Below are 12,423 nucleotides of genomic sequence, written 5' to 3'. Positions count from 1 at the left end.
CAATGCTGCGGCTTGACATCAAATCAAAGTAACTTAATCTAATTAATGCAGCATGGAAATGAGGAGAGGTCAACCGACCACCAGGCTGTATCCGTTTAAAATGGGGAGGAGACCCATCATGAAGAGAGCGTTCGTCAGCGCGTTAGCGCTGAGCACAATGTTATTTTCAGTGCCTGCCGCATTTGCCCAGGAGCTTGCGACAAAGGACAGGATCGGCGCTGCAGATGCGCCAAAAACCCTTGTCGTGCGGCTCACCAACGACAGTCCGAATAATTCCGACCCCAACATCGCAGAGGGTTACCAGAAGCTCTTTGTCGACTTCATCAAGAAGCATCCAGACTGGAAACTGCAGATGCAGTTCATGTCCTCCGACATCGGCACGGAACAGGCCAAGATGCTGGAGCAGGCCAAGGCGGGCAACGCGCCGGATTGCGCCGCCGTCGACTCCTTTGTGCTCTCGCAGTTCATGGTCAATAAGGTGCTGGCGGATTTCACGCCCTATTTCTCCAAGGACGAAGTCGACGATCTCTTCCCCTTCATCCGCAGCGGCATCACAGATAAGGATCAGACGATCCGCGCCTGGTGGTGGGATACGGACCTTCGCGTCCTCTACCGCAACAAGTCCATCGTCGCCGATGCGCCGCAGACCTGGGACGACCTGAAGAAGGCCGCACTTGCCTCCACCAAGGAAGGAATGGAAGGCGTCCTCTTCAACGGCGGGCGCTGGGAAGGCACCACCTTCGACTGGCTGGCGAACTATTGGGCGCTCGGAGGCAAGCTTGTGGACGACGCCGGCAAGCCGGTCTTCGGCGAGGGCGAGAACAAGGAGAAATTCCTGAAGGCGCTGAACTACTTCAAGGATCTCGTCGATTCCGGTGCGGCCCCCAAGCGCGTCACCACCATCGCCAACTATGACGACATGAACGCGGCGGCGGCAGCGGCGACGACGGCGCTTTTCATCGGCGGCAACTGGCAATATGCGCAGCTGAAGGCGACGCTCGACGAGGAAGAGTTCAAGAACTGGACCTTTTCGCCGATCCCCGGCCCGACCGCCGATCAGCGTTCCACAGGCACCGGCGGATGGACGATCGCGTCCTTCAGCAAGGACAAGGACAAGGTTGAAATGTGCGCCAATCTTGCCCGCGAGGTCTATATGGGTCCGGCCAATGCACTGCAGCAGCAGCTGCCGACGCGCAAGTCGGTCTTCGACAAATACGATGTCTTCGCCACCGAAGCCAACAAGACCTTCGCCAATGCCCTGGTCAACGGCCAGGCCCGCCCCGGCGTACCGATCTACCCCGAGATCTCTAACCAGATCCAGATCATGATGGGCGACGTGCTCTCGGGAACGAAGAAACCCGAGGAAGCCCTGGACGCCGCATTCAGCGCCGCGATGGAGGCCTACAAGCGCCTCTGATCCCGCGCATTTCTGACGCTTCAGATTACGACGGCGCCTGCCTTTTTGAGGCGCCGTCGACAGTGTCAAACCCGGACAGAGAAGCCAATGAGCCCTATTGCCATCGAGGCTGACACCCCGCCTCAAAGCAGAACGTTCATGCGCCGGTTCGCCGGTGCGCCCCTGCCCTGGATCATGCCCGTGATCGTCGTCATCGGCATATTCTATCTCTATCCGGTCATCGACGTTTTCCGCCTTTCCTTCACCAATGCGACGCTGATCGGCGAAAACCAGGACTATACGCTCGGTTCGATCGCCAATGCGCTGAGCTCGCCGCAACTGCCCGACATTCTCTGGGCGACACTGATCTTCGTCGGCGGCAGCGTCATCGGCCAGCAGATCCTCGGTCTTGCGGTCGCTGTCACCGTCATCCGCGGCGAAAAGCGCGGCCTGTTCGGCACCACGATCCTGCGGACGACGGCGCTGGTCGCCTGGGTCGTGCCAGGCATTGCCGGCGGCATCATCTGGCAGATGCTGTTTTCCGAAGCGCCTTATGGCGCGCTGAACAGCATTTTGAGGCTGATGCACATGCCGACCGTTGCCTGGCTTTCGGATCCGGCGATGGCGCCCTGGTCGACGCTGATCTCGAACATCTGGCGCGGTACGGCCTTTTCGATGGTCGTGATGTATGCAGCGCTGAAATCGATCGATCCCTCGCTCTACGAAGCCGCCGAGGTCGATGGTGCCACCGCTTCGCAGCAGTTCTTCTTCGTGACACTGCCGCAGCTGCGCGCCGCAATCCTCGTCAACATGATCCTGATCACCATCCAGACGGTCAACACCTTCGACGCGATCATCACCCTGACAGGCGGCGGACCGGGACGCGCTACCGAGGTGATCTCGCTCTACGTCTTCAACATCGTCTTCCGAAACTACGATCTCTCCGGCGGCAGCGTGCTTTCCGTGCTGATGCTGATCATCAGCCTCGGCCTCGCCTTCGTCTATGCGTCGTTCCTGCCGAAGGAGGAAGAGCAATGAGCGGACGCACCGGAACAAGGCTCGGCGATGCCATGAGCTATCTCTTCATGCTGGTGATGTTCGTTTTCTTTGCCGGCCCCCTCACCTATCTCCTGTCGATGGCGCTGCGTGACAAGCGTGAGGTCTATCGCGGCGCGGCGCGTTATATTCCGGACAACCCCACCATCCAGAATTTCATCACCGTTCTCAACAACAGCTATTTTCCAATCTATCTCTGGAACGGCCTGAAGCTTGCGGCCTTGAGCGGCTTCGGCGTGCTGATCGTTGCCTTGCCTGCCGCTTACGCCTTCTCGCGCTTCCAGTTCCGCGGCAAAGGCCTGTCGATGATGGGGCTCCTGCTTTTCCAGATGATCTCGCCACTCGTCATCATGGTGCCGCTCTATCGCTACATGAACCGTCTCGGCCTCCTCGACACGCATTTTGCCGTCGTCATGGTCTATGTCGCGCTCGGTGTTCCCCTTGCGACCTGGCTGTTGAAAGGCACCGTCGACGGCATTCCGCGCAGCCTGGACGAAGCCGCGATGATCGATGGATGCAACCGCTTCTCGGTCTTCTGGCGCATCATCCTGCCCCTGTCGGCGCCGGGCATTGCCTCGGTCTTCATCATCACGGTGATTGCCGGCTGGTCGCAATTCTTGGTACCTTTCCTGCTGCTCACCAAAAATGACCTGATGCCGATCGGCGTCGGAATCTTTAACTTCCGGGGCATGCAGACCGACTCGTCCATCCAGTTGCTTGCGGCCGCCTGCCTGATTTCCGTCGTTCCGGCGATCGTGGCGTTCCTGTCGCTCCAGCGGCTGATCCTCGGCGCCATGACCAGTGGCGCGGTGAAGGGATAGAGCCGGGTTGCGTGTCCGTGGCTGATAGGAGATTGCGACCATGAACCAGATGAGCGGCGCCAGATTTCCCCCGGACCTGACGGGGGCCAACGTCGAGGATGCGGGTGAGCATAACAGAGCCGTCGTGCTGCGTTGCATCCATCGGCAGGCGCCGATTTCGCGTGCCGAGATCGCAAGGCAGACCGGTTTTACCAAGCCTGCCATTGCGAGGATCGTCGATCGCCTGCTCGACGAGGGCCTGATCATCGAGGCTCGCCGTCGGCACGGGCTTCGGGGGCAGCCCGCAATCGAGCTCGAAATCAATCCGGATGCGTTCTTTGCCATCGGCATCGACATCGACCGGGATCACCTGACGATCCTCGCCGTCGATGCCGTCGGCAATGTTCGCGCCCGCGTGCATCACGAGAAACGCTACGTGCGCCCGGCTGAGTTCATGCAGCTGACGGCCGATGCGATATCCCATTTCCAGCGAAGCCGCCTGGTCGATGACGCACATCTGGCCGGTATCGGGCTCGCCATGCCTGACTGGCTCGGCGAGATTCCATTTCTTGGCATGCCAGACGATTATTCGGAATGGACGGACTTCGACGTGCGGACCGCACTCGAAAATCTGACGCAGCATCCGGTCTTCATCGAAAATGAGACCAATGCGGCCGCACTTGCCGAGCTGGACTACGGCTTGGGGGCGGAAAGCCGCAACTTTTTCTATATCGCCATCAACGCATGTCTGGGCGGTGGCCTGGTGCTCGACGGCAATGGCCATCGCGGCGCCATGGCGCTGAGCGGCGAAATCGGCTGGCTGCCGATCGCCGACGACCGAGACAAGAGCGCGCCGAAGGTCGATCTTCTCGGCGAGATGGTGACTGTGTTTTTCCTCTACAAATTCCTTGGCGAGCACGGCGTGCATGCAAGCGTGCCGCAAGACCTTCTGACACTCGATGCACGCGGCAAGGCCCTGGTGTCGAAGTGGCTGAAGGAAATGAGCGCGCACCTTGCCGTTGCCGTTAAGCATATTGGCATGATCGTCGATCCTGACGCCATCATCATCGGCGGGCGCCTGCCGATCCGGATGATCGACGAGCTGCTGCGCTACGTTCACGAAAACCTGATGGCCGGAGACAACAGTTTGCCCACGCTGCATCGCGCCTCGATCGGCGAGGACGCTTCCGCACTCGGTGCGGCAGCGATGCCCATGGCGGCCGCTTTGATGCTCGCTTCAGCCGACGCCGTTCAACGCACCCGTTCGCCCCTCAAATTCATGGATCGCCTGAACAACTGAAACTTCCGGCAAGGTCATTGGGAGTACTTTGATGAGGATTGGCTTCTACACGTCGACGTTCAACGATCGACCGCTTGAAGAGGTCGTGGATTTCGCGGCGTCGGCCGGTTTCGATGCGATCGAAATCGATGTCCGCGGTCATATCAGGACGCCGGAAAGGGTGCGGGCCGCGGTCGCACTTGCCCGCGACCATAATCTCTTCGTCTCCTCGATCACCTATTTCGGCAATCAGCTCGATACCGACCGCGGCAAGCGTGGCGAGCTGCGCGCCCGCACGGAGGAATTTGCTCAGGCGATCGGCGAAGCGGGCGTGCCGATCTTCGTGATCTTTCCCGGACGCGATGATAGTGCCGACGACGAGGCCAATTACGATGATTTTGCCGAATTCGCCAACGGCCTGATCGCAAAGACGACCTCAAGCGGTCTCGTCTTTGCGATCGAAAACTGGCCGGGACCTAAGGACAATTTCATCGGAACCACGCCGAAGGGCTGGCAGGAGCTCTTCAAGCGAATACCCGACCGGCGCTTCGGTCTCGAATTCGATCCTTCGCACCTCATCCGCATCGGCGTGGACCCCTATGCCGCGATGGACGCGGTCAAGGATCGCATCGCCATTCTCCACGCCAAGGATACCGCAATCGATGCGGCCATGCAGCAGTCCGTCGGCTATCACGGCAAGGGCTGGTGGCAGTACAAACTGCCGGGCCAGGGCCTTCTCGACTGGCAGCGTTTCCTGCGCCAGGCGCGGACTAACGGCTTCGACGGTACTCTTTCGATCGAGCACGAGGACGCCGCCTACGGATGGCCGGGCAAGGATCTCGGTGCCCGAAAGGAGGGGGAACGCCTTGGCCTCGCCTATCTCAGAAATGTCTTGAACACGCTTTGACAGCGACCGGGGAGGACGGAAATGGCTCATGTTAGAGTGAACAATGCGCGCAAAGACTATGGCGCATTCAAAGCCATCAAAGGTGTGTCGGTCGATATCCGCGACGGGGAGTTCGTGGTCCTTGTCGGCCCCTCGGGTTGCGGCAAATCCACCCTGCTCAGAATGATCGCCGGTTTGGAAGACATCAGCTCGGGCGAGATTCAGATCGGCAAGCATATTGTCAACGAATTGGCGCCAAAAGATCGCGATATCGCAATGGTGTTCCAGAACTATGCACTTTATCCGCATATGACGGTCGCCAAAAACATGGGCTTCTCGTTGCGGCTGAAGCGCATGCCGAAGACGGAGATCGATCAGCGCGTCGGCAATGCAGCCAAGATCCTCGGCCTTGAGGCGCTTCTGCAGCGCTATCCGAAGCAACTGTCGGGCGGCCAGCGGCAGCGTGTCGCGATGGGCCGCGCCATCGTCCGGGATCCTGCCGTCTTCCTCTTCGACGAACCGCTGTCGAACCTCGATGCCAAGCTGCGCGTCCAGATGCGCTCCGAGATCAAGGAGCTGCATCAGCGGCTGAAAACGACGACGATCTATGTCACGCACGACCAGATCGAGGCAATGACGATGGCAGACAAGATCGTCGTGATGAAGGACGGCGTGATCGAACAGTCCGGCTCACCGCTCGAACTCTACGACCGGCCAAATAACCTCTTCGTCGCCGGTTTCATCGGCTCTCCCGCCATGAACTTCATCGAGGGAAGCATGACGAGTGAGGGTTTCCGGACCGCAGACGGGCTAATCCTGCCGAGCGAACGGCGTCCGCCCAGCGCCGTCACCTACGGCATTCGCCCCGAGCACATCACCCTCGACCCCAATGGCATCGGGGTGACAACCGCCGTCGTCGAGCCAACAGGATCCGAGACGTTGGTGATTGCCCGTCTTGGCACGCAGACGATCAGCTGCGTCTTCAGGGAGCGGATCAGAGCAGCCCCGGGCGATGTGCTGCGGATCGCTCCGCTCCATGATGCCGTTCACCTGTTTGACGAAGGTGAGCAGCGCATCACCGCGGGCGAACCGGTGCTGAACTAGTTACACGTGACAGACATCGGTGACCCGCCCGACTTCGTCTGCTTCCACGACGTCATCTGGGATCAATGAGGGCGGCAAGCCGGGTTTCGATCAGCCCTGCTTGCCGGGCCAACTCGGCCGCGAAAACCGCGACCAGCTGTGACTGGGGCCGATGGATTGGCCGAACGACATTGACGGAAAACGGGATCGAGAACGACAGCCGGCGAAGATGTAGGCCGTGACCGGTGTAATCCAGGGCCGTCAGGGGATTGACGACAGCCAGGCCAACCCCCTCCCGAACGATCGAACAGACGGACGCCGCGCTGTGCGTCTCGATGACCATACGCCGCATGATGCCGGCGCTTCGAAAAACCTGATCGATCTGCTGCCGGTAGCTGTCCATCGCCGACAGGCTGACAAAGGATTGCCCTTCGAAATCGCCTGGCAAGAGGAGGGTCTTTTCAAGAAGCGGATGGCCATCCGGCAGCACGCAAACTTCGTCGAGCGTTATGAGCGGGGTTAGCTCCGTGCCCCGAGGGACATATCCAACCTCAGTCAGCCCGAAGTCATAGCGTTGCGCCGACAGCCATTCCTCCAGCAGAGGCGACTCCTGCGGAACGATGCTAATGCCCACGTTCGGGAACTCCTCGCTGAAATGTCGGCAGGTCTGCGGAAGGAGCGATTGAGAAAAAACCGGCAGGCAAGCGATAGAGAGCTGCCCCTGCTCGAATTGGCGCAGCGACGTCGCGGTGCTGATGATCCGGTCAAGCCCGAAATAGGCGCGCTGCACCTCCTCGAACAATTGCAGAGCATGCGCAGTCGGGCGGAGGCGACCGTGCATACGTTCGAAAAGCTTCATCTGGATGAGGTGCTCGAACCGTGCCAGCTCCCGGCTGATCGTTGGCTGGGAGGTACTCAGCATCGCGGCCGCATCTGTGACGCTACCTGTCGTCATCACAGCCCTGAAGACCTCGATATGCCGAATGGTAACAGCCATGCCTGCCTCATATCCAAATTGAATACAGTCTGGAAAAATTGATATTTTTCATATGCTCGGTTTCGTGGTCAACCTCTCTGTGAAAAACCGCAGTGCCCAACTTGAAACCATACTTATGAGTGAGAGCATCATGCCCATCATCTCTGCCAATCACCTCACTGCTCTCACTCATAAGTATGGAACGCCTTTATGGGTTTACGACGCTCCGACGATCCGAGATCGGATAAGGCAGCTCGGCGCATTCGATGTGATACGCTATGCGCAGAAAGCATGCTGCAATATCCACATCCTCTCGCTCATGCGTGAGGCGGGTGTGCTTGTGGACTCCGTATCCTCAGGCGAAATCGATCGCGCGCAGCGGGCCGGCTTTTCCACCAGTCTGGCCGTCTCAGGTGCTGCGGACATCATCTATACCGCCGATATTTTCGACCGCCCAACTTTGCGCCGCGTCGTCAACGACAAGGTCGAGGTCAATATCGGCTCCATCGACATGCTGCACCAGCTCGGCGAGTTGTCGCCCGGTCACCGCGTCTGGCTTCGCGTTAATCCGGGTTTCGGCCATGGCCACAGCAACAAGACAAATACGGGCGGCGAAAACAGCAAGCATGGCATCTGGCATGGCGAGCTTAAGCAGGCTGTCGAACTGGTTCGCCGCTATGGCCTGCATCTCGTCGGGCTTCATCTGCATATCGGCTCCGGCGTCGATTACGGCCATCTCGAGCAGGTCTGTCATGCGATGACCGACCTGCTGGGCGATCTGGATCACGATGTCGAGGCGATTTCGGCCGGAGGTGGCCTGTCAGTTCCCTATCGCGACGGGGATAGGGTGATTGATACCGCGCATTATTTCAGCTTGTGGGACAGCGTGCGAAAGCAGGCGGAAAGCAGGCTTGGTCATGCCGTGCGCCTGGAGATCGAACCGGGTCGCTTTCTTGTGGCAGAAGCCGGTTTGCTACTGGCCGAGGTCCGCGCCACCAAACAGGCTGGCCGAAATCACTTCACCCTCGTTGACGCAGGTTTCAACGACTTGATGCGCCCTGCCCTCTACGGCAGCTATCACGAAATCTCGGTTCTGCCGCGCGATGGCCGAAGCCTCAGCCCATCCGAGTTACGCCCAACTGTCGTAGCCGGCCCGCTTTGCGAATCCGGAGACGTATTCACGCAAGGGGCAGATGGCGTCGTCGAGACGCGGGCGCTACCGCCCGCCGAGGTAGGCGACCTGCTCGTTTTCCACCGAGCGGGTGCCTATGGCGCGTCTATGTCGTCGAACTACAACAGCCGGCCTCACGCTGCCGAATATCTCATCGACGGGACAAATTCCCGGCTTATCCGTCGGCGCCAGACCATCGACGAGCTTTTCAAGATGGAGTTGATCTCGAGTCATCCGGCGAAAGTGACATGACCCCTTGAAATCCGAAGAGAATCGGAGCGCAAGAAAAGCATTGGCACCAGTATTCGAAGCCTGTGTCAAAGGTCGAGCAGCAAATCGCCGACACTTTCGTGGCCTCGGTTGCCGACTTCGAGCTGCGCCGGGCGCGCAACCTCCTTGCGCTTCCTGGAAGTTGTTTTTCTGCCTTTCGAAGGTGGCTCCCCTGACAACTCCAGGAGCTTAGCGGCAGACGCGGCAGATCCCGATATCACCGCGGCAGCTTGCCCTTCCACCTTGTCGGTTTCATTCTCGGCGGCAGCGATTGAAGTGTCCGATAGCCCGATGCCGGGTCGCGTGTTGCCGCTCGACTTTTTGATTGCTGAGGCAGCGTTCTGCTGGATCTTCGGCGCGAAACGTATCATGAATGCTCACCCTCCCATTCGTTCGCTTTACGTTCTCATCGGGAAGTGCGATTCTGTCAACTGGCTCACTGTCGAAATACCACCGCTGTGCGGCATTCTGAACTCGGCATCGACTTGCAATTATGAAACTCGCGTATTACGTATATCCCAATCGGATATACGTGAGGCTGACATGACGAGATCTACAGTGTTTACCAGCAATCGCAGCCAGGCCGTCCGGCTTCCGAAGGCTGTCGCCTTTCCGGAAGATGTGCATCAGGTCGATATTATCAAAATCGGCCGCAGCCGCGTAATCGTGCCCCAAGGCAAGCGTTGGGATGATCTGTTCCTCACGGGCCCGCGTGTGAGCGAGGATTTCATGAACGAGCGCGAGCAGCCAAAGACCGAAGAGCGCGAGCCGTTCTGATGCTCGCCTACATGCTCGACACCAATATCTGCATCTATGTCATGAAGAATTACCCGCTGGAGCTTCGGGAGAAATTCAACCTGCTTGCCGAACAGCTTTGCATATCCTCAATCACGCTCGCCGAACTGTACTACGGCGCGGAGAAATCCGCTCGTCGCATTGAAAATTTGACAGCTATTGAACATTTCACGGCGCGCTTGGAAGTCCTCCCGTTCGGAGAAAAGGCGGCCTTGCACTATGGGCAGGTCCGGGCAGATCTGGAGCGGGCCGGCACTCCTTGCGGCCCCCATGACATGCAGATTGGTGGTCATGCCCGTGCCGAAGGGCTGATCGTCGTCACCAACAACATGCGTGAGTTCGTTCGCATGCCCGGAGTCAGGACTGAGAACTGGGTGTAGCAATCACACGACGATCCAGGTCGAGGGCGGCGATTGCCTCCACCCGACCCGTTCTTGATTGAGTAAGACGGGCAAAAAAGTCGCCAATGATCCCGCCAGGGCTAAGGATACCCCAGCGAGTTCCATGCTTATTCGATCTCTCATTCTAACCTGCCGGAGCGTCGGCGTTTCCGGCCGCTATATGTTTCAGGAGAGTTGCACCACGGCGCAGCCATAACCTTCGAGCGCAAGCGCGCCGTCCACCTCTTTGCCCGCATCCAAGAGATTGATGCCGGCCGGAACATGAGAGATCCTGGCGGGCTTGTCCAAGTAGTTCTGGATGAAGAGAAGGCGACGATCCTCGTTCATGCGCATCGTCACCTCGACACCCTCGGGCAAGTCGGCGATGAGCGGTTCGATCCGGGCATCGCCGAACAGACGTTCCGACAACGCCTCCGTCAGATCGGGCGTCAGATAGGTGCCGAGATAGACGACCCGGCCCTCACCGACCTTCCTGGATGTCGCCATCGGCCTTCCCTCGGCGTAACGGTTGGACCAGACGGCGATCACCTCGACATCATCATCGACGATTAGGTTCTCGTAGAAATACCCGGCCGTCAGTTCACGATTGCCGATCTTGAAGCGGCGTTCGCGCCGGTGCGATTCCGCCGGCCTGTTCGGCGGCACGACCAGTCCGCCGGATCGCTCCATCACCTCGAACAGACCCATGGCGCCAGGTGCCGAAAGCCGGCCAAAATCTTCCACCCGCACACCTGTCAACTTCGCAAGCGACGTTCCCGGCGCGGTCTGCCGGATCACATGATTGTTCTCGTCGCGCGTGCCCGTGCGAGCGGCGAACACCACCGTGCCCCCCGCCTCGGCGAACGACTTCAGGCGCTCCGTCCATTCGCCCTTCCACATGACCCAGTGCGGCACATAGAGAAGTTTCAGCTTCGAGAGATCGTCTTCGGGATGAATGAACCCGCAGGCAATGCCTCGATCGTAGCAATACTGATGCAGCAGCACGGCGTCGTCTTGAGGGCTCGGCAGGCCGATCGGATAGGTCTTATGAGCCTCCTGATTGTCGAAATCCGATCCGGCAATGCCGACGTCCATGCGCACATAGGTGCCAAGAATCTTGTCCTGCAGTGCCTTCATCTCGGTGGCGAAGCGCTTCGCTTCGTCGTAGCGATGGCGCGGGACGTCGTCGTGATCGATGATCCCCATCCAGTAGATCTCGGCACCGAAATGAGCGGGACGCCAACGAAAGAACATCAGCCCGTCGGCGCCGCGCGCAACGGAGGACATTGCCATTCGGCGCATTTCTCCCGGCTCCGGCGTCAAGGTGCAGAAGCCTGGCTGGCTGCCGAAGCTCGACTGCTGCTCGGGCACGATGTAGTTGCCCGAAAAGCCCCGGCAGATGTCGAGATGAAGCGCCTGGACTTTCGCATGATTGCCGATGCGCTGGAACTCGTCGTAGAGCATCGGATAGATATCGTAGCCGACGAAATCGAGATCGGTTGTAAACTGTCCGCGGAAATCGATATCGCGCAGCCCGCCCAGATTATGGAAGACGAACCAGGATGGATTGACGGCACGCAGGATCTCGACCTGGTCATGCTGGAAGCGCGCAGTCGAGAAGGCCAGGAAGCGGTGGTAGTCCTGCACATGGCCCGGGCTCGGAAAAGTCGGTCCGAACTCGATCGGCAGCACCACTTGATCGAAGCTCTGGTAAGCAGTCGCCCAGAAATCCCCACCCCAGGCATGGTTGAGCCTGTCGATCGTGCTGTACTTTCCGGCAAGAAAGAGTTGAAACTCGCTCAGCGTCGCCTTTGAAAAGCTCTCCGGCATGCTGGTGTTGAGTTCGTTGTCGGTCTGCCAGCCGACGACGCGCGGATTGTCCCGGTAGTGCTCGGCCATCGCCTTGGTGATGCGCCTACTGTGCTCGCGAAACACCGGACTTGCGGTGTCGCAGTGCTGGCGTGACCCGTGGCTCATCGGTCGGCCCTTGCCATCGACCCGTAGGATCTCGGGATGCGCGACGGTCAGCCAGCGCGGTGGTGTCGCCGTCGGCGTGCACATGATCGTGTCGATGCCATGACTTCCGAGGATGGCGATCGCCCTGTCGAACAGCTCGAAATCAAAACGCCCGAGCTCAGGTTCGAGAATATGCCAGGCAAATTCCGCCATCCTGACGATATTGAAGCCGGCTTTGGCCATGCGCTCGGCGTCGCGCTCCCAATAGCTCTCATCGACATGTTCGGGATAATGCGGAGCGCCAACGAGAAAGCGGTCGGTGTTGACCGGATTCCAGGCGGAGATTTTTGCTGACTTGTTTTCAGACACGAGCGT

At 59.3% G+C, this 12,423-nt stretch carries 11 protein-coding genes; 9 read left to right on the top strand and 2 right to left on the bottom strand.

All coding sequences use genetic code 11. From position 1 onward, the window contains the following. Positions 1 to 118: 118 nt before the first annotated feature. The 6 genes from JNB85_RS09105 (at position 119) to JNB85_RS09080 (ending at position 6,521) form a co-directional block, all read left to right on the top strand. Positions 119 to 1,417 (top strand): type 2 periplasmic-binding domain-containing protein, encoded by a 1,299-nt coding sequence (locus JNB85_RS09105; protein WP_220334001.1) that lies wholly within the window; start codon positions 119 to 121, stop codon positions 1,415 to 1,417. Between the two features lie 87 nt (positions 1,418 to 1,504). Next, positions 1,505 to 2,434, top strand: coding sequence for a carbohydrate ABC transporter permease (locus JNB85_RS09100; protein WP_220334000.1), 930 nt, complete (start codon positions 1,505 to 1,507; stop codon positions 2,432 to 2,434). Beyond that, positions 2,431 to 3,273, top strand: coding sequence for a carbohydrate ABC transporter permease (locus tag JNB85_RS09095; RefSeq protein WP_220333999.1), 843 nt, complete (start codon positions 2,431 to 2,433; stop codon positions 3,271 to 3,273). Before JNB85_RS09100 ends, JNB85_RS09095 begins: the two co-directional genes overlap by 4 nt. A gap of 40 nt (positions 3,274 to 3,313) precedes the next feature. Beyond that, complete coding sequence (locus JNB85_RS09090; protein ID WP_220333998.1) at positions 3,314 to 4,552, top strand: ROK family transcriptional regulator; 1,239 nt, start codon at positions 3,314 to 3,316, stop codon at positions 4,550 to 4,552. A gap of 31 nt (positions 4,553 to 4,583) precedes the next feature. Beyond that, positions 4,584 to 5,438: a sugar phosphate isomerase/epimerase family protein gene (locus JNB85_RS09085; RefSeq protein WP_220333997.1), complete on the top strand. Its 855-nt coding sequence runs from the start codon at positions 4,584 to 4,586 to the stop codon at positions 5,436 to 5,438. A gap of 21 nt (positions 5,439 to 5,459) precedes the next feature. Further along, positions 5,460 to 6,521 (top strand): ABC transporter ATP-binding protein, encoded by a 1,062-nt coding sequence (locus JNB85_RS09080; RefSeq protein ID WP_220333996.1) that lies wholly within the window; start codon positions 5,460 to 5,462, stop codon positions 6,519 to 6,521. A gap of 52 nt (positions 6,522 to 6,573) precedes the next feature. Here JNB85_RS09080 and JNB85_RS09075 read toward each other — a convergent pair whose 3' ends face one another. Next, the gene (locus JNB85_RS09075; protein WP_220333995.1) at positions 6,574 to 7,497 is read right to left on the bottom strand and encodes a LysR family transcriptional regulator; all 924 of its coding nucleotides are present in this window, start codon (positions 7,495 to 7,497) and stop codon (positions 6,574 to 6,576) included. Between the two features lie 130 nt (positions 7,498 to 7,627). Between JNB85_RS09075 and lysA the strand changes: the two genes are divergently transcribed. The 3 genes from lysA to vapC all read left to right on the top strand — a co-directional run bounded on the left by lysA (position 7,628) and on the right by vapC (position 10,092). Continuing rightward, positions 7,628 to 8,899 (top strand): diaminopimelate decarboxylase, encoded by a 1,272-nt coding sequence (gene lysA, locus JNB85_RS09070; protein WP_220333994.1) that lies wholly within the window; start codon positions 7,628 to 7,630, stop codon positions 8,897 to 8,899. Between the two features lie 561 nt (positions 8,900 to 9,460). After that, positions 9,461 to 9,694 (top strand): type II toxin-antitoxin system VapB family antitoxin, encoded by a 234-nt coding sequence (gene vapB / locus JNB85_RS09065; RefSeq protein ID WP_183747999.1) that lies wholly within the window; start codon positions 9,461 to 9,463, stop codon positions 9,692 to 9,694. Further along, positions 9,694 to 10,092: a type II toxin-antitoxin system tRNA(fMet)-specific endonuclease VapC gene (gene vapC, locus JNB85_RS09060; protein ID WP_183747996.1), complete on the top strand. Its 399-nt coding sequence runs from the start codon at positions 9,694 to 9,696 to the stop codon at positions 10,090 to 10,092. Before vapB ends, vapC begins: the two co-directional genes overlap by 1 nt. A gap of 186 nt (positions 10,093 to 10,278) precedes the next feature. Here the strand turns inward: vapC and JNB85_RS09055 are convergent, their stop codons facing one another. Next, positions 10,279 to 12,417, bottom strand: a complete 2,139-nt coding sequence (locus JNB85_RS09055; RefSeq protein WP_220333993.1) for a beta-galactosidase — start codon at positions 12,415 to 12,417, stop codon at positions 10,279 to 10,281. Positions 12,418 to 12,423: the final 6 nt, after the last annotated feature.

It is taken from the genome of Rhizobium mesosinicum (genome assembly GCF_019511345.1).
In the GTDB taxonomy this organism is placed as follows: Bacteria; Pseudomonadota; Alphaproteobacteria; order Rhizobiales; family Rhizobiaceae; genus Rhizobium; species Rhizobium mesosinicum.
The sequence above is the reverse complement of the archived record's forward strand: the minus strand, read 5'-3'. Positions and strand labels throughout refer to the sequence as shown.